Origin of the sequence: Catenulispora sp. EB89 (assembly GCF_041261445.1) — a bacterium.
Classification (GTDB): Bacteria; Actinomycetota; Actinomycetes; order Streptomycetales; family Catenulisporaceae; genus Catenulispora.
Genome location: NZ_JBGCCU010000022.1, coordinates 118,187 through 136,272, shown reverse-complemented (window position 1 = coordinate 136,272; position 18,086 = coordinate 118,187). Strand labels below are relative to the sequence as shown.

11 protein-coding genes are annotated in these 18,086 nt (G+C 67.5%); 6 read left to right on the top strand and 5 right to left on the bottom strand.

Going from position 1 to position 18,086, the window contains the following annotated elements; all coding sequences use genetic code 11:
• Nucleotides 1-38 precede the first annotated feature (38 nt).
• From ABH920_RS36235 to ABH920_RS36225, 3 genes are all read left to right on the top strand, one after another.
• Nucleotides 39-806: an IclR family transcriptional regulator gene (locus ABH920_RS36235; protein WP_370353778.1), complete on the top strand. Its 768-nt coding sequence runs from the start codon at nt 39-41 to the stop codon at nt 804-806.
• A 110-nt stretch (nt 807-916) separates the two neighbouring features.
• A complete protein-coding gene (locus tag ABH920_RS36230) occupies nt 917-1,381 on the top strand; it encodes a cupin domain-containing protein (protein WP_370353777.1) in 465 nt (154 codons plus the stop codon).
• Between the two features lie 2 nt (nt 1,382-1,383).
• Entirely contained in the window at nt 1,384-2,940 is a 1,557-nt protein-coding gene (locus ABH920_RS36225; RefSeq protein WP_370353776.1) for a flavin-containing monooxygenase, read from the top strand.
• A 661-nt stretch (nt 2,941-3,601) separates the two neighbouring features.
• Here ABH920_RS36225 and ABH920_RS36220 read toward each other — a convergent pair.
• From ABH920_RS36220 to ABH920_RS36205, 4 genes are all read right to left on the bottom strand, one after another.
• Nucleotides 3,602-3,790 (bottom strand): hypothetical protein, encoded by a 189-nt coding sequence (locus tag ABH920_RS36220; protein WP_370353775.1) that lies wholly within the window; start codon nt 3,788-3,790, stop codon nt 3,602-3,604.
• A 295-nt stretch (nt 3,791-4,085) separates the two neighbouring features.
• Nucleotides 4,086-4,334 (bottom strand): hypothetical protein, encoded by a 249-nt coding sequence (locus ABH920_RS36215; protein WP_370353774.1) that lies wholly within the window; start codon nt 4,332-4,334, stop codon nt 4,086-4,088.
• A gap of 194 nt (nt 4,335-4,528) precedes the next feature.
• Entirely contained in the window at nt 4,529-5,038 is a 510-nt protein-coding gene (locus tag ABH920_RS36210; protein ID WP_370353773.1) for a hypothetical protein, read from the bottom strand.
• Between the two features lie 27 nt (nt 5,039-5,065).
• A complete protein-coding gene (locus tag ABH920_RS36205) occupies nt 5,066-12,820 on the bottom strand; it encodes an RHS repeat-associated core domain-containing protein (protein WP_370353772.1) in 7,755 nt (2,584 codons plus the stop codon).
• A 1,019-nt stretch (nt 12,821-13,839) separates the two neighbouring features.
• Between ABH920_RS36205 and ABH920_RS36200 the strand changes: the two genes are divergently transcribed.
• Together ABH920_RS36200 and ABH920_RS36195 are read left to right on the top strand one after the other, a co-directional pair.
• A complete protein-coding gene (locus tag ABH920_RS36200; protein ID WP_370353771.1) occupies nt 13,840-14,091 on the top strand; it encodes a hypothetical protein in 252 nt (83 codons plus the stop codon).
• 35 nt (nt 14,092-14,126) lie between these two features.
• The gene (locus ABH920_RS36195; RefSeq protein ID WP_370353770.1) at nt 14,127-14,261 is read left to right on the top strand and encodes a hypothetical protein; all 135 of its coding nucleotides are present in this window, start codon (nt 14,127-14,129) and stop codon (nt 14,259-14,261) included.
• 420 nt (nt 14,262-14,681) lie between these two features.
• On the opposite strand, the gene ABH920_RS36190 is transcribed toward ABH920_RS36195, so the two are convergent.
• Nucleotides 14,682-17,318 carry a cell wall-binding repeat-containing protein gene (locus tag ABH920_RS36190; protein WP_370353769.1) on the bottom strand — a complete coding sequence of 879 codons (2,637 nt, stop codon included), beginning with the start codon at nt 17,316-17,318 and terminating at the stop codon, nt 14,682-14,684.
• Nucleotides 17,319-17,374: 56 nt separating this feature from the next.
• Here ABH920_RS36190 and ABH920_RS36185 point away from each other — a divergent pair, with 56 nt between their 5' ends.
• On the top strand, nt 17,375-18,085 hold the full coding sequence (locus tag ABH920_RS36185; protein ID WP_370353839.1) for a type 1 glutamine amidotransferase domain-containing protein: 711 nt from the start codon (nt 17,375-17,377) through the stop codon (nt 18,083-18,085).
• The last annotated feature ends 1 nt before the right edge of the window (nt 18,086 follow it).

The window sequence follows — 18,086 nt, the reverse complement described above, 5'->3', positions numbered from 1 at the left end:
GGGTCTATCGTGAGCCGCATGGAAGCCGGGTACCAACGGTGAGTCCCGCTGAGTGGGACGCCGGCGCGCCGGCCGCGGGCGGGCTCGACCGCGCGGCGGCGATTCTCGGGGCCTTCGACGCGGCACACCGCGAGCTGACCCTGGCCACCCTGGTCGCCCGCACCGGCCTGCCGCGCTCGACCGCGCACCGCACCGCCGGCCGGATGATCGAGCTCGGGTGGCTCGACAAGCCGAAGGACCGCTACCGGATCGGCAACCGCCTGTTCGAGATCGCCAGCCTGGCGCCGATCCGGCTGCAGCTGCGCGAGGCCGTGCTGCCGTTCCTGCAGGACCTGCACAGCGCGACGAAGGCCACCGTCCAGCTCGGGGTGCTCGACGGCGCGCAGATCCTGGTCGTCGAGAAGATCACCGGCCACCGCCCGATGCCGATGCTCTCCCAGACCGGCGGCATCATCCCGGCACACTGCTCGGCGCTGGGCCGGGCGATCCTGGCCTACAGCGATCCCGCGACCATCGACACCGTGCTCTCCGGCGATCTCGCACAGCGCACACCGCGCACGCTGACCGATCCGGTGGCCATCCTGCGCGAACTGACCGCGATCCCGCCGCGCGGCTGGGCGATCGAGCGCGAGGAGGGCAACATCGGCGTCAGCTGCGTCGCCGCCCCGATCTTCGGCCCCCTCGGCGAGGCCGCGGCCGCGCTGTCCGTCACCGGGCCTTCCGGCATGATCCGCCCGCAGGCGATCGGCCCCGCGGTGCGCCTGGCCGCCGCGGCCGCGTCCCGGGCCTACTGCGCGCGCCGCTGAGGAGTCCCACTCAGCGGGACTCCCGATTGCCGATCCGGCCGGACGGCCCGCACGCTGTGACCGCTGACACACCGACATCGTGCCGGTGCGGCGACCTGAAGGAGACGGCGATGACTCTAGGCGGCGGCTACATGTTGCCCTCGCGCGAAGGACATACGATCGCGGCGATCGGGCTCGGCGTCACCATGAAGACCGACGGCAAGTCGACGCGCGATGCGTACTCCCTGTTCGAGTACACGATCCCGCCGGAGACCGACGGGCCGCCTCCGCACGTGCACACCCGCGAGGACGAGTCCTTCATCTGCCTCGCGGGGCGCCTGGACGTCCACCTCGGCGGCGAGGACTTCGTGATCGAACACGGCGACTACCTCTACCTGCCGCGCGATGTGGTGCACGCCTTCCGCAATCCGTACCAGGAGGAGTCGCGCGTCATCTCCGTGGTCTCGCCGGCCGGACTCGAGCGCTACTACCAGGCGCTGGCGGACATGCCTCCCGGCCCCAAGGACATCTCGCTGATGAAGCAGATCATGGCCGACTTCGGCCTCGAACTGCGGCTGCCGCCCGAGGTCCGGTAGCCATGAAGGTCGGGATCATCGGCGCCGGCGTCGCCGGCCTCGCCACCGCGAAGGTGCTGTCCCAGGCCGGACACGAGGTGCGGGTGTTCGACAAGTGCCCGGACGTCGGCGGCGTATGGAGCCGGACTCGGCGCTATCCGGGCGTGACGACGCAGAGCCCGAAGGCGCAGTACTCGCTCTCGGACTTCCCCATGCCGAACGACTATCCGGAGTGGCCCAGCGGAGCGCAGGTCCAGGCCTACTTCGCCGCGTACGCCGCCGAGTTCGGCCTCGGCCCCGCGCTACGCCTGGACACCGAGGTGACGGCGGCGCGCCCGGCCGGCGACGGCCGGTGGACGCTGACACTCCAGTCCCGCGACGCCGGGGACACGGAGTCCACGGAGGAGTTCACCGGGGAGTCCACCGAGGAGTTCGACCGCCTGGTCGTCGCGAACGGAGTGTTCTGCGAACCCTCGGTCCCGGCATATCCGGGCCTTGACGAGTTCACCGCAGCGGGCGGACGCCTGTACGCGGGCACCGAGTTCAACGACGCAGAGCAGGCCCGCGGCCGGCACGTGCTGGTCGTCGGGTACGGCAAGTCCGCCTGCGACATCGCGGTGGCGATCAGCGGCGTCGCCGCGGGGACCGACGTCGTCGCCCGCCAGCTGCTGTGGAAGGTGCCGCGCAAGATCGGCGGCTTCCTGAACTTCAAGATGCTGCTGCTGACCCGGATGGGCGAGGGCCTGTTCCGCTACCTGCGGCCGCGCGGCTTCGAGAAGTTCCTGCACGGCCCGGGAAACGGCCTGCGCCGCCGCATGATCAACTCCATCGGCTCGGTCTCGGTCCGGCAGTTCGGCCTCGCGAAACTCGACCTGGTCCCCGCCGGCCGCATGGAGGACATCGTCCGCGGAGCCATCGGCCTGGCGAGCGAAGGCTTCTTCGAGGGCGTCCAGGACGGAACCATCGCCGTCCACCGGGACACGGTCATCACCGGCCTGTCCGCCGGCGCCGACGGCCCCACGGCGGAACTCGCCGACGGCACCACACTGCGCGCCGACCTGGTCGTGTGCGCCACCGGCTACACCCAGGGCGTGCCGTTCCTCCCCGAGGACACCCGGACCCGGCTGTTCGACGAGCGCGGCAACTTCATGCTCTACCGCCAGATCCTGCCCCTCGACATCCCCGGCCTGTACTTCAACGGCTACAACTCCTCCTTCTTCAGCCCGCTCAACGCCGAGATGGCAGCCCTGTGGATCGCCGCCGACCTCGCGGGCGCGGTGGCACTGCCCGATCCCGAGGCGATGCGCGCAGCCGTCGTCGAGCAGTTGGCCTTCATGGACGACGCGACCGACACCCACCACTGCCGGGGAACCAAGATCATCCCCTTCTCGATGCACAACGTCGACGAGGTCCTCGGCGACCTCGATCTGAACATCGGCAGAGGCGTCCGAGCCACTCACTGGCTGAATCCGGTCAATCCCGCGGCCTACAGGGGCATGACGCAGCTGCTGCTGCGGCGGCTGGCTCCCGGCCCGAGCGAGTCGGACTCGCCAGATCGGCCGCGGGTACTGCTGGGGTGACGGTTCGGCGCCGCGGTCGCGACCGAACAGCGCATCACTCCGGCGACGAGCGCGCCGCCTCAAGCTTCGCCCATCGCCCACACGGCCTCCAGCGCCTGGACGTCCGCGTCCGACAGCGCGCCGTCGAAGACGTCGGCCAGCGCCGCGCGCCGCGTCGCGTCGCGTCGGCCTCGGCGAACGCCTGGCGCTGAGAGTGCCGATAACCGCTGCGAGCTGGGATGATGCAAGGCTGCGGCGTTGAAGCTGGTCTACCTCGCGGTGAGTCGTATGTTCATTTGGGTCAGGCTGATCCTGCGGCACCAGCTTGCAGTCGCGCAGCGCCGGGATCTGCGGCTCGCTCGCAAGCTCACCTGCGCCGACCGTGCCTGGCCGGCCCTGCTCGCGGGACTGAAACCCAGGGGCCGGATCGGCCGCATCCGGTGGATCGTCACACCCGAAACGCTGATCCGTCGGCATCGTGATCTACTGCGCCGCAGCTGGGCCCGCCGATCCGCCCGGCCTGCGGGGCGACCGCGGACCCACCGCAACATCAAGGCACTGGTTCTTCGAATGGCTCGCGAGAACCCGTCCTGGGGGTATCGCAGGATCCACGGCGAGCCAGCCGGCCTCGGGATCAGGGTGGCGCCGTCCACAGCGTGGAAGATCCTGAAGCGGGCCGGGATCAATCCGGCGCCTCGTCGTGATGCCGGGCCGAGCCGGGCGGCGTTTTTGCGTCCCAGGCCGAGGCGATCTTGGCCTGCGATTTCGTGGCCGTGGACTTGTTGGACGGATCCAAGGCATACGTGCTGGCGGTGATCGAGCACGCGACCCGGCGCGTGCGGGTCCCCGGCGCCACCTTGCACCCGACCAAGAAGTGGGTGGTCCAGCAGGCCCGGAACGTTCTGATGGACCTGGACGATGCGGGCGCACCGGTCCGGTTCCTGGTACACGACCGGGATGCCTCGTCCTGCGCGGCGTTCGACGCCGTGTTCACCAGCGGGCCGAACTCACAGATCGCACGCTCATCTGGAACATCCCGCACCTCATTCGGTTGCCACGGGACTATGGGGCTTTCTACAACGGCCACAGGCCCCACCGTTCTCTCGGCCAAGCCGCGCCGAAATGCCCACTGCCGGACAACATCATCGATTTGGAGGAACTCCGCCTCAGGTCAGGAAGTGGACCCAGCCCCGGTCTGCGGGCGTCCGCCGCTGGCCGACGAACTTGTCGCCCTGATCGTCCGGCTCGCCATGGAGAACCGCATCTGAGGTGTTGTCCGTATCCAGGGTGAGCTGCGCCGGCTCGGACATCGGATCGGCGCCGGCGATTGTGCGGTCTCGTTGACGCGCCTGTACGTAGCATTCGTCATCGAACACCGCACTCGCCGCGTCTACCTGCTCGGCGTGACCCGCCACCCGACCGGCGCCTGGTCAACCCAACTCGGCGGACTTCGGAGGATCTCCTGCTAATCCGCGGGTTCGGGGTTCAAGTCTCAGGCAGCCCAGCCCTGGCCCCAACCCGGACTACGAGGTCAAAATCAGCGACTCCCCTGGTCCAGGCTTACGGGAAGAGGCTTCTCAACCTCACAGAACCGCTCGGGATACCGCCATCACGTTGGATGCGAGACATAGAGGAACGCCTCGCCGACACCGGCGGCACCCATTCCCATAGCCCTCAACGATTTATCCCTCGGCGTCCTTTCGCAGAAACTCATGAAATCACGAAAGCTGGCGTCAGGCACATCGTTTCGAACCCGGCGGAGAACATCTGTCAGCTGTTGACCAACTCGCTCCGCAGCATCGTTAAGCGCCGCCAGAACTCGAAGATTATCTCTCGGATCTTCCAACAACGGATTACTGATCCCTGCCGCGACCAGCCCGAGAGTCAGCGGCTCTGAAGAGTTCCGGCGCACCGCGACAACAGCCATCCGTTGGCCGAAGGCACTCAAAACCCCGGCAACTCGCGCGTCCACAGCATTGACGATCGCCTCCCGCACCGTAGCGTCTCCTGCGAGGTATTCCTCGACTGCCGAGGTAGCCAAATTGTCGAGCAAGTGCGGGATCCTTCTTCGAAGATAGCCGTTAAATTCCCGGTCGCGCAGTCTTGTGATGCCGGCCATCCACTCTCCATGTAGCGATTGTGTGTTTCAGGGCGATGGAGGAACTAGATAGTTTCCAGACCAAGTGTATCCGGCTTGCAGAAATTGCTGGACCTCGCGCGCATAAACAGTCGGCTCATTGCGATCGCTGTTCCAATAGGATTCTGTGGACGTACCGGTGTAGGCCGTACCTCGCTGATCGATGATCGTCTGGACCCATGCGTCGTTCTTCTCCGGATCCCAGTCTGGGATATCCAAGTGTGTATACCCTGGAATCGTTCCCCCTATCGCGGTGTCCGCCTGGCGGCCGAGGACTGGCGTGCCCTGGCTCGGGCTCCAGGCCTGACCCGGTCCGAGAACGGATGTATCAGCACGGTCAGGCGCCCATGCGTACCCAGTCGCGTCGACGACGCAGCTTGAGTTATGGACGAGGACTGGTGCGTCGCCCGCGACCACGTAGTACGTGTGAACCCCGTCGACGGTGAGGTTGTACGCGGTCAGGTTCTCTTCATACGTGCGAGTCGCCTGAACACGGACGTACTGTCCGTCCGGAGTCCGCAGCAGATCGCCGAGACGGAGGTCGATGGCGTAGGTGAACTTGTGGGTGGTCTGGTCCCAGAACGGATGCTGGTCTGTCGCCTGGATGGTCGCGCCGCCGGCAAGGGTGACGTCCACCATCTTGTGTGGTCCGGAGTGTCGGATCAGAGCCGTTACCTTGTGCGGCCCCTTCGCCCAGGATGTCGTGTCCGTGCCCTCGACTTCATCCCCGATCTTGACATCGTCGATGGGCTCGCTCTTGTCGTCGGCCATGAGCACGGGAGTCGATGCGGTGAAGCTGTTGCATTCCGGACCGACCGTCACTTCCGGTGGCGCACCGGCTGCGCTGCAGTCCCCGCCTACCATGCCGACGACCGAGCAGAAGGAAGCGGCTCCCTGATTTGCGCAGTCGGCGGGGTCGCCTTCTTCACCAGTGCATGTGCTGACCGCTTCTGCTGTCTCGACGACAGCGAATGCGATGGCAGCAGATTCCAGGAGGCCGTCTATGAGGCCGCCGCTGCTGCCCCTGTTGGCATTTGCCATCTGCTGCGCGTACTTGCACTGGTCCGACTCGATGCCGCTGAGGTTTGGGTCACCGCACTGTGTCTGGAGGTACCACTGCGCGAACGCTTCAGCCTGGTTGTCCAGGCCTGATCCGTCCGGCTGGTAGCGGAGGTCGTACTCCGCGAGGGTGTCACCGTCCGGGACCGGGCCCAGGACCTTCGACGCGGTGTCGACGGCGGATGCGTGCTTGGTCGAAGTCTTTGTTGAAGTCTTGTTCGACGTCGGGGCGGGCGCCACGTATCCGGGGCATCCCTGCAAGGTGGGCCAGCAGTCGGTATTGGAGGTGCCGGGCGCGCCGCCGGCGGTGCACTTGATGGGTGCGCCGGCGGGCGTGACGCAGTCCATGCCGCCGGGGTCGAGTCCGGTCGGGTCAGTGGAATTGACGGGGTCGTTGCTGCCGTAGACGTAGCCGCCGATGTCTTGCGGGCTGTTGGACTCGAGGATCGGGTCGATGGAGATGAAGCGGCCGGTGGTGGGGTCGTATTTGCGGGCTCCCATGTCGACCAGGCCGGTCGAGCCGTCGGTGGTTTTGCCGAGGAAGGTGTGGTCGTCGAGGAAGGTGCCGAAGACGTTGGGTTGGCTGGTGCCGCGTGGGGTGTTGAAGGGTGTGTAGGCGCGGCGGGCGGTGACGGCTTGGTCGGCGGTGGTGGGTGAGGCGTCGATGGTGGTGGAGGCGGTGCCCTGGAGGTTCCCGGCTTCGTAGGACAGGTGGGGGCTCGCGCCGCCGGATTCGACGATGGTGGGGGCGCCGGGGTAGGTGAAGTAGCGGTCACCGGTGACCGTGTTGTGGCCCAGGTCCAGGTGCAGCTCGGTGGCGCCGAGGTAGAGGGTTGTGGTGGTGACGTCGCGGCGGATGAGTTGGTTGCCGTCGGCGTCGTACAGATAGGAGGCGGCGGCGCCGGAGCCGTCGGTGTCGCCGGACATCCGGTTCTCGGCGTCCCAGGACAGGTTCTGGGTGGGTTGGCCGGCGACAGCACGGCTGGTGGTGTTGCCGGCGGCGTCGTACTGGTACTGGTCGGGGCTGCTGCCGGCGGTATGGGTGACGCTGTTGAGGACGTGCGGCTGGTTGGCGCCGGGGGCGTTGTAGTTGTACTTGCTGGTGTTCGTGACCGCACCGGCGGCGTTGTAGTCCTGCTCCTGGATGCGGTTGCCGGTGTATCCGTCGTAGCTGAAGACCTGTCCGTAGGGCTGCGGCCCGCCGATCTGCCAGGTGGCAGAGCTCACGCCCTGAGTGGGGGCGATGTTGGCGCACGATCCCAGGCCGCCGGTGGTGGGTGCGGTGGTGGTGTTGGCTTGTCCGGAGCCGCCGGGAGCGCCGCCGGGGTAGCTGACGGTGCCGAAGTCGGTGCCGTTCAGCGGCGTGGTGGTGGTTTGGGTTTGGCCGTTGACCACCGTGATCAGCGAGGTGTTGACCGCGCCGGTGTCGGACCAGGCCGCGTCCAGACGTCCGGAGTAGTCGTAGTGGTAGCACTGGGCATCAGTAGCCACATTCGCCGAGGCGATCCCGGTAGTGCTGTTGTAGGAGGCTGCCTTGCCTTGGATGTCGACCGCGGCGGTGATGTGGCCGGCGGGGTCGTAGGTGTAGGTGGTGGTGTCGATCGGCGCGGTCCACGCCAACTGGGAGACCGTGGAGTTGGTGACGCGGCGGGTGGGCTGGTCGTAGATGGTGTCCTGGACGATCTGGTTGGGGTAGTCGCCCATCACCCGGCGCTCCGGCTCGCCGAACTGGCTGTAGGCGGAGTCGATGAGCAGGTCGGCGTAGGAGTCGGTGGTCCCGACCAGCAGACCGTGCACGTCATAGCCGTTGCCGACGGTGTCCGGCTGCAGATCGCCGCCGGTCGGCAGGTCGGTCCTGGTCAGCTGCCCGAGCGCGGTGTAGTGGTTGGTGGTGGTGTAGGTGCCGGCCAGCGCGCCGTTGCCGTCAGCGTTGGGGATGCCCACGCTGCTGCTCAGCGGGTTGCCGGAAGCATCGAAACCGCCGACCGACTCGGTGTACTTCTGGCCGCTGGAGCTATAGCGGATCGAGCCAGCAGCCCGACCCACGTTGCCGAGCGTGTCAGAACCCGGGTTCGCCAGGGACTGTGCAGCGGTCAGCGCCGGGACCTTGTCGTAGGACCAGGAGGCTTGCTCGGTGCCAGACGTGGAGGTGCCGGCGTATTCGGCGGTGCGGCGGTTCTGCAGGTCGTAGGTATAGAACAACGACTTCTGCACCGCGCTGCCGACGGCGCTGGTGGTCGTCTGCAGGTTGCCGTCCAGGTCATAGCCGTAGGTGGAGTTCCCAGCGTCCGGGTCACCGGCGCTGGTCTTCCGGCCGAGCATGTCGTACCCGAACGTCCACTTGTTGACGTCACCGGAGTTGTCCGCACGCTGGTCGACCTCGGTCAGGTTCCCCAGCGGGTCGTACTTGTAGTTCAGCGCGTCGGCATCGACCAGGTCAGTCGCGCCGAATGCCGCACCGGCGTGGTACGTGTACAGCGCGATGGTCTTGCCGCGGCTGTTGGTGAGGGTGGAGGTCCGTGCACCCCCGGCGGGCGGTGTCACGTCGACGCGGTCGGCGCCGTGGTAGTCGGTGTGAGTGCGCCACAACTCAGCCCCGGAAGCAACGACAATGGAGTCGGTGGTGCGCCCCAGGCCGTCGTACCAGGTCTGAGTCTGGCTGGGGATCGCCGACTGGCTGGCCGGGATCCACATCGAACCCGACGGGCTGGTCGTGGAGTCGTAGTAGGGCCCTGAGACCGCCTCAACGCGTCCGACACTGTCGTAGGTGGTGTCGGTGACGACCCGGCCGTGGTCATCCGACGGCGGCGTCGCCTGGGTCTGCCGGGTCCGGCCCAGCGAGTCCAGCAACGTGGTCGACACCCCGTAAGCGCCGTCCTCCAACAAGCTGTCGGTCTCCACCACTGACGGCGCCACCGTGGCCGAGGCCGTGGCCGTGGTGACACCGGCAGGCATGCCGTTGACCGTGTAAGAGAACCGGCTGTTCGGCAACGGGTTGCTGCTACCGCCCGGGGTGTACGGCCGACCCGGCAACCACACCGCCGAGGTGCGACCCAAAGCGTCGTAGGAAACGTTGGTGACGCGGCCGTTCGGGTCGGTCACCGACAACGGCAACGAACGTGTGGGATCGAAGAGCGTCTTGGTCACCCAACCGGCACCACCGGCCAACGGCGCCGGGGATGTGACCGTCACATCAGTCGGCAACGCACCGGTGGACGGGTTGTACGAGGTAGTCGTCTTCGACCCGGCTGCATCGGTTGTCCACGCCGTACGCCCGTAGCCGTCGAATCCGTTGGTGGAGCGCTTCTGCCAGGTCGGCGCGTTGTCCACCTGTGCGTCGGTCCGCGTCACATTGCCGTTGACCACGGTCGTCGGCCAGGTGCCGCCATTATCGTAGTAGGAACGAGTAGCGGACAGCACCGCGCCGGTGGCCTGTGCCGCCGGCGGCTCACCGGAATACACCGGCGAGGCGTAAGCGCACGGAGCGGATGTGGTGGTGGTCCGGTTGGTGTAACTGGTCATCCACGATTTGCTCGGGTCAGGTGCCGCGTATCCGGTGGTGGTGCACACCTCGGCGCTGCCATCAGCGTCGTTCGCCGGCAGGGTGTCCGAGGCAATGACGGCGCCGCCGAGCGACTGCTCGTGCCAGTACCGGTTCTCGGTGACCTGGTTGCCGCCGGCTGCCAACGGCATCTGGGTGATCGACCGGGCTGTGCCGAGTTGGAACGAACGCAGCGTCGGCAGCGGGCTGACGCGGGTGTGCTGCGCGACTGGCGTCGACATCCACGGCACTGTCGCGACCGTGGAGTACACGTTCTTCCCGACGGTGTCGACCGTCTGGGTCTCGAAGACGGTCCCGGCCAGCGCGTTGTCGTCGCGGGTGGCCACGCCGGACAGGTCGTCGGTGAAGTTGAACGGGGTGCAGTCCTTCACCACCGTCAGAGTTCCCGACGTACACGACCCCGCGGCGGCTGCAGCCTTGTCAGGGTCCTGGTCCATACCCCGCAGATAGGTAGTAATGGATTGCGCCTGGGGATGTCCGGGGGCGTCTGTGGAGGAGCCGGTGGTGACAGTCACGACTGCGAAGCCGCGGTACTGGTCGTAGGTGCGGGAGTTGGGGTCGGTCAGCAGCTCCGAGTCATTCGAGTGCCACGCCACGCCGGCACCGTTGGCGGTGGGGGTGTTGTAGATGCTGCTGGAGCTGCTGCCATAGACGTAGGTGGCAGTGGTCACCGCCGCCGGTGCGTTCTGCGCATGCGTGTTGTCCTGGGTGCTGATCCCAGTGACCACATATTTCTGGAACCAGTCCGTGAACGGTCCGCTCGTCCCCGGTGCGGTCCAATACTCTGGGTAGCACAGCTGGGTGTTGTGCCAGTCCGGGGTGGTCGCCGGCGGGGCGGTACAGCCAAGAGGTGCGTAGTTGCTCTTGCCGGTGGAGGGGTTCAGCGTCGGGTCGTCGTAGGTGACGGCGGTGGTGGCGCCGAGTTCATCGAAGATCTCGGCGATCCGCTCACGCTGGTAGGCAGGCAGGTTCGCCGGCACATTCGTACCGGTCACACCCGGAACACGCTGCGCCAGAACCTGCGGGATGAACTGCACATCCGGCAGCACCGGCTGGTTGGCAGTTCCGTTCGCCGCCGGGCACAGGCCGTTGTTTCCGACCGCCGAGGCCGCGCAGCGGCGGATCGCCGCCAGCCACATCGGCGAGTTCGCGGTGTCCAGTGTGTGGAACTGGTTGAACAGATCCCAGTGGTCGACCGGCTGCAGGTTGCCGTTGACGTCGACCTGGGTGACGATCGACGCCAGACGCCGCGAGGTCCAGAACGACGGCGACTGGATCTGACACTGGTTGTTGGCGGTTCCGGTGGAGGGGCAGTTCAAGTCCACCGGGGTGTCGACCATGCTGGCCGAGGCGATTGTGTCGAACGACGCGCCGCCACAACCAGGCGCGCCCTCACCGTAGGTGGAAGCATAAACGCCGTCAGTGTTGGGGTCCACGCAGCGGGTCGCGGTATTGAACGCCACGCTCGCAGCCGGCGTCGGAGTAGCGCCGCCCTGCAGATCCGCAAGCTGGAAACCGTAGTCGATCTCCTTCAGCACACCGCCGCGCTCGTACCACATCGGAGCCTTGGCGGTTCCGAACCCGTAGTAGTTGGTCTCCGGGATGTAGCTGTACCTCGTGACATTCGTGTGCGCGTCGATGACATAGTCGACGTTCCACCGCCACGCCTGCATACAGTTCGAACCAGCCGGTTGCGGGTTGGTCACCTTCGTCGGGTCCTGACACCCCGACGAGGCAGCATCGTTGAACACCGGCTCAATCCACGTGGAACCGTCCGTCAAACCACTGCTGCCCGGAACCGTCGACCCCGGCGCCGCGGTAATCGCACTGGAATCCGGCAGAATCATGGCGCCGAAGAACGCCACCGAACCATCAGGGCTACGCACACGGTAGAACTCACCAGTCCGGGTGCCGTTGTTGATCTGACCGTAGAGCACGTCGACCCGGGTACCGTCATCGGTCGGCAGCGCGAACGAGGTGTTGGAGGAGTTAAGAGGCACCAACTGCCCACCATGCGACCCGAACGACATCGTCAAAGCCGGCAGCAGATTGCCGTTCTTGTCCCGGGCGAAACAGTTGTCAGCCGAGGTCGGGAAGGCTGTCGGCATCGCCTTGGCGCAGGGTGTGTAGGTCCGCTCAATGTAGCCGGGACCGTAGTCCCAGCCGTCACCGATCCACGACGGCTGCGAGTTCTCCACCGCGGTCTTACCGTCCACACTGCCGGAGTCATACGACAAAGCGACGCTCGGACCGGCTCCGCTTAGAGACGGCGGCGTGACGATCGGATAGGAGTAGGTGAACGACCCCGTATCGCCGCCCTCGCCCCAACTGTTCGAGGCCGACAACGACGTGGCGCTGTAAGAACCGGTCGAGCCCGCCGGCGTCGAGGTCGCCGCCAGCACCATCGCCTGCGCCTTCGGCGCCGCAGAGGACGACGAACTCGAAGCAGCCGCAGGCGACGCGGCGCCCGGCAGCGTCACCGTGGCGGTCAGCTTCTTGCCCGCGCCGTCGTTGACGAACTTCACCGAGGTCTGCGTACGGCACGCAGCCACCTTCGGCGTCGTCAAAGCACACGACGGCAACGCCACCAGCTGCAACCGGTCCGGCAGGTCACCGCCGAACGCCCGGGCGAACGTGGAGTAATCCAAGCCCACAGCGACTGAGGCCGGGCCGGTCTGGCCATCGGAACGAGTGAGTGACACCACCACGCCGCTGATACCGGCGGCGGTGGCCGCGGCGTGATCAGCGACCGACACCGTCACCTTCGCCGGAGCCACCACCGCCGTCGCATCAGCGCCCAAGCCAGCCGCCGAGGCCGCGCTACGGGCCGCCTGCGAGGCCGGGGCACCGATGAGAACCGGCGTACCGGCCGCCTGGACCAGACTCGGCGACGCCGCGTTCGAATCCTGAGTCGCCATCGTCGATGCATGCGCGGCAACGGCAACGTCGGCTGTGGCCGCGGCGGGGAACCCGGTAGCCGTCAACGCCAACGTCTTCGGGCGCGGCGGCGTTTTGATCGGCGAAGGCTTCCACGCCGCACCGGCGACCGTGGAGTCCAGCGTGCGGGCCTTGCCCTTGTACTTCACCAACGTCGATTTCGACTTCGGCGGTGCGGGCGTCGCGCCGTTCGACGGCGACGACATCACCCCCACACCCAACGCTGCAATCGCCAGGACTGCCACGACCCGCTCACGCCGTCGGCGTCGGGTCCTGTCAGACCTCATGAAACGACCGGTGTCAGCCACCCAATCCCCCAAAGACCGCGCACGGCCGCAGACCGTGCCGCTTCATGATCCGGAACAGACTCAGCGCGCACTCTAACCACGGGTCAGGGGGCCAACCAGCGGCCCGGTCGGTGTTTTGATGCGAACAGCCAGTGATTTGAAGCGATCAACGGGTGATTGTCGTGCGTGTGTCATCCCGCCGCAGTTACCTTCGACGGTCGGCGGTGTGTGATCACCGGTGGGGTGTGGGCGTTCGCCCTTTCCTCGAAGGGTTTCGGCCGATGTCAAGGTTCAGACATGGTTCGTCCGACTCAGCCGCATCTCCCCCGGGCCGGCGCTCGGGAAGACGGCGCATCAGCTCACTGACAGAGGTGCTCTGCGCCGCGCTCGTCGCGGCGGTGGCGCTGCAGGACGTGGTTCAAGAAGGTGATGATGCTGCTTCTCTCGCCCGTTAGGTGCGTGCGGCGTCAGGCACGTCTTGCAGTTCATCGCCAAGATGGGAGTCTCAGACGCCGCAACAGTTCCCGACCAGCCGAGCGCGCTGCGCACCCGTGCCGAGCAGCCGGTGCGCGGCGTGCACGTCCAGGTCGAAGTACCCGAGCAGGCGGTAGTCGTAGTCGCCGGCGACGTTCCCCAGAGCGTCTGCGGAAGCGTCTCCGGATCGACGACCGGCGCAGGCGGCGGCGCCGGTTCAGGCGCCGGGCGAGACAGCACCCGAAGATGCAGCGGCACGCTCACAGCAGCGGTCGGTGTCGGCCGGGACACGGGATGGTGCGTGCTCTCCGACCCGCCCACGCGGCCAGCACAACCGCCGCGACCAGCATGGCGACCCTGCTCAGCGGGCTCGTGACAGGGCTTTGTCCCACTCTCCGCGCCGGATGCCGCAGATTCGCTCCGATGGCCTAGTAGCCGGGGCGACTCGCGCGTACTGTGGAGTGGTGATCACGGGGATCTATCTCGGAAGCCTGCTGATTGTCGTGGGATGCCTGGTGGGGAGCGGCTTCGTCGGTACCAGCTTCGGCGGCCGGTTTACGCCGAAGCGCAGTTGGCAGTACTCGGTCGGCGAAGGGAAGTGGCGCTACCGCGACGACGACGCACACCACGAGCTCAGCAAGGAGACCCGCTTAGTCCTGGGCGCCTTCCTGGTGCTGGCCGGTGTCATCGCCATCGTCGCGGGCATCGTCGTCTGAGCCGGACGCCGATACGCGCGGGCGGCAATGGCACGATGAAAATCATCGTTGTCCGTGCGAGTGGAACTCTCGGCGGTGCTGTCGCCGCCGCGCTGGACGCCGCCGGGTACGCGGTCGTGCGGGCGTCGCGCAGCGACGCCGTGTCACCGAGTGCGCCGCTGATGGCTTGATGGCTATGCCGTCACGGACGACGAGCAGGTAGTCGGCAGCATGGTCGGGATCGGCGTGTCCGCGGGTTCGACGCGGTGTTCGATGAGGGAATCCGCATCGTGACGTCAACGAAGAACACCTGCGCCGGACCCTGACCAGCTATCCGGCACACCGAAACGAGGCCAGGCCGCACCGTGCACTCGGCCAGTCGACCCCGGCCCAAGCCGAGACCGGGCCGCCAGCCCCGGTCAACCTCGCGGACTACCGGATCCACCGGAAGGCCATCCTCGGCGGACTCACCCACGAGTACCAGATTGCCGCCTGAACCGCAGGTCAGCCAACCTATCCGCATTTCCGAGCCCCGCAGGAACGCAGAGGTCGCGTTCGGCGTGCCCGGGTTCTTCGACCAGCCCTGATCGCCGGACCTCCTTGAGGCAGCGTCAGGGGCGCGGCTCCACCAATGCGGCGATCTGCTCCTCGACGAAGTCGGAGATCGCCGCCTGCCCGCCGAACAGGGTGACGTTCTCCGTGCGCTTCCCGTCGACGGTCAGCTCGTGGGCGGTGTCGGCCGGCAGCGCGTGCGGGTCCGTGAGCAGCAGCGGCTGTCCGGCGGCGGCCATCAGCGCGCCGCCGGACAGGGCGTCCGGGAAAGTCGTACCGGTCGCCACACCGAACAGGGTCACGGCGCTCAAATGGAAAAGCCGAACGGTGTTTGCCGCTGTGGCGTAACGGTCGTTGCCGACGGCAGTCTCGATCTGCCTGCCCCCGGCAGGGACCTGCTTCGCCACGGCGTCCCAAGCCGGCCCGCCGACCGCGATCACGGTCTGGTGGGCCTGCACGAAGGCAGCCGTGGCCGGATCCATGCGGTTCTTGTCCGAGAGCACCAGCACGGCGCCGCGGTTGGCCGCGAGCGGTCCGGCCGCCAGCGCGTCGGCGAAGTCGTCGCCGCGGGCCACCACGACCGTGGCCGTGGCGCCCATGCCGTCCTGCGCGATCTTCAGCGCGGTGTCGAACCGGCTCGCGCCGCCGTAACGAACGATCCGGTAGCCGAGCGCACGCACCTGCTTCTCAACCGCCGGGCTGATCGCCGACTCCCCGCCCAGGAGGTAGACGGTCCGGGAATGGTCGCGGCCGAGGGCCCGGTCGATCTCCGCCGCGGTAGGCGTGCCGAGGTTCTTGGGGTCGGTCAGCAGCAGCGGGCCGCCGACGCGTGCGGCCAGCGGTCCGCCGGCCAGCGCGTCGGCGAACGCGTCGCCGCGGGCCAGGACGACGGCCTTCGCAGTGCCGCCGGGGAACTGGCGGAGTGAGGCGTCGATCGCGGTCTCGTAGCGGTCCCGGCCGCCCACGCGGGTGACGGTCCCGCCCGCTCCGGCCGACGGCGGTGGCGCCTCGCCGGGGATGGTGACGGTCACCTGCTTGGACGCGGTGCCTGTCCAGCCGTTCTGGTCGCGGACCGTGACAGTGACGGTGTAGGTGCCGGATGCCGCGTAGTAGTGGTCGGAGATTCCGGAGCCGTTGTCCTTGTCCGACTGCCCGTCACCGAATTCGAAGTCGTATGTCGCGCCCGGTCCCCAGGAAGCGTTGATCGTGACCACGTGCGGATCGTTGGCGTTCGGCTGGAAGGACGACACCACCGGCGTCACCTTGGTGGGGGCCGGGGAGGCGGTGAAACTCGCTGTCGCCGTCTCACCCTTCTCGCCAGTGAACGTCACGGTGCCGTGGTAGGTCCCGGCTGCGGGGTAGTGGTGAGTGCTCTGACTCGTCGGGGCGGATCCGTCGCCGTAGGAATAAAGGGCTGACACCGGGCCGGACCACTGGAACATCCCGTCGGTGGACACGGTGGCGTCCAAGTAGTTCTGCGGTGACAGTCCCAGCGCCGCGGTGGCGGTGAACGGCCTGGTCTGCATGCCCGTGAACTCGCGGGCGCCGCGGTCGGCGTAGCCGACCGGTCCGGATCCGGTGTCCGTCACGTCGGGGTCGTCGACCCGGTCGACGGCCGGCTCACCGGGGGCGGCCGCGTCGGCCGAGTCGATCGCCGGGGAATTCCAGGTCAGCCCGTAGGAAGGCGCGACGAAGTACTCCTGGGGCGTGGCCGGCCAGTCCGGGTCGTTGGAGGTGTCGAGCTGCGCCGCACCGTCCAGGTCCGCCGACCCCAGATGCGCGGTGTCGAAAGCTTGGCCGGTCGCGTACGCACTGGTTCCCCAAAGAACCGACGTCGTCCGATCAGTGCTGCCGAAAAGGTTGTGTCCCACCAGCGTGTTGGCGATCGCCGTGGCGGCCACGGTGAGGGCCGGCTGGGGGTCGCCGTCGGCGAGGATGTCGTTCTCGACCACGGCGCCGGTCGAGGCTCCGGACAGGACGACGTCGGCGATGTTGCCGGCGGCCGTGTCCGAGACGAGGCGCACGTCTTTCGAGTCGGTGACCTGGACACCGGTTCCATAGACGTCGCCGATGATCGTGCCGCTGACCGTCGTGCGGTCCGACCCGTTCTCGACGAGGATGCCCACTGTCAGGTTGGTGCCATCGCTGTTGTCAGGCTCGACGTGGCTGTCGGTGATGGTCGAGTCAGTCGTCGCGGAAAGCCGTATCGCGAAGGGAGCCGAGTCGTTGTCGCCGGAGACGAAGTAGTGCGGCGTGACCAGGACGTGGTTCACGGTCAGCGCCGACGAGCCGGAGGCGTCCAGGCCGCCCAGCCGGATGTCACGGACCACGACGTCGTGCTGCCCGGTGACGCTCACCACGGTCTGCCAGCTGTTGTCGGTGAACGTCTGGTCGGTGTAATGGCTGAAGACCGTGATCGGTTTGCCCGGTGCGCCCGAGCCGGCGATCTTGTCCGTCGCTCCGAGTTTTCCGACCAGCACCGAGTCGCCGGGCTGGGCGGCGGCGGTCGCACCGGCGAGCGTGCAGTACAGAGCACCGTCGGCGCGCGGCGCGGCGTCGGAGCACGTGCCGGTGAAACCCACGCGAAGCGTCACCGGCGCGGTCGGATCGGCGTCGGCGGCAGCCGCCATCGGCGCGCCCAGCGCCGCGATGGAGAGCGCTGATATCGACATGGTCGTGATCCGGCGTGCACGCATACCGACCCCCTTTTGACCGTGACCCCACCCTGACAAGCCGCGACAAGTCTCAAGGGATCGAAGGTCAGCGGTCAACTCCGCCGGCCACGGCTCCACGGCCGGGCCGTCACCACCCCTCGGGCTACTGGGGCGAGGAGTTGGCGATGCCGCACAAGATCTTCACCGAGACCGGGTGGGACATCACGATCGCCACCCCGGAGGGGAAGACCCCGACGCTGGACAAACTGTCCATGTCGTTCACCGCCGGCTGGCCGACCACCCTGCGCGAGGTCGCCAAATACCTCGCCACGATCAAACCCCGGCTGGACCAGCCCGAGGTACTGGCCGGCACGGACCCGGCCGACTTCGACCTCGTCTTCTACCCCGGCGGCCACGGCCCCATGGAGGACCTGGCGACCGACCCGGTGTCCGGCGCGCTGCTCACCGCGGCCCTGCACTTCGGCAAGCCACTGGCGCTGCTGTGCCACGGGCCCGCCGCGACGTTCGCCGCGAGGAACGCCGACGGCACCTGGCCCTTCGACGGCTACCGGATGACGGCACTGTCGAACTTCGAGGAGAAGCTCAACAGCTTCGGCCGCAGAGCCCAGTGGCTGCTCGAAGACCGGCTGCGCGCAGACGGCGCCGTCTATGAAAAGGGTCGCATCCCGCTGCGGCCGTTCACCGTCGTCGACCGCAATGTCTACACCGGCCAAAACCCCGCCTCCGCCACCCACCTGGCCCGCCAGTTGGTGGCCGACCTCAAGAACTCGAACAACCCCGCGCGGTAGT

What these genes read in the sequence shown, in the direction of transcription:
- ABH920_RS36230 (WP_370353777.1), top strand. Translation starts at nt 917, where the DNA reads ATGACTCTAGGCGGCGGCTACATGTTGCCCTCGCGCGAAGGACATACG.
- ABH920_RS36225 (WP_370353776.1), top strand. Translation starts at nt 1,384, where the DNA reads ATGAAGGTCGGGATCATCGGCGCCGGCGTCGCCGGCCTCGCCACCGCG.
- ABH920_RS36210 (WP_370353773.1), bottom strand. Translation starts at nt 5,038, where the DNA reads ATGGCCGGCATCACAAGACTGCGCGACCGGGAATTTAACGGCTATCTT.
- ABH920_RS36205 (WP_370353772.1), bottom strand. Translation starts at nt 12,820, where the DNA reads ATGTCGTCGCCGTCGAACGGCGCGACGCCCGCACCGCCGAAGTCGAAA.
- ABH920_RS36195 (WP_370353770.1), top strand. Translation starts at nt 14,127, where the DNA reads ATGAAAATCATCGTTGTCCGTGCGAGTGGAACTCTCGGCGGTGCTGTC.
- ABH920_RS36190 (WP_370353769.1), bottom strand. Translation starts at nt 17,318, where the DNA reads ATGCGTGCACGCCGGATCACGACCATGTCGATATCAGCGCTCTCCATC.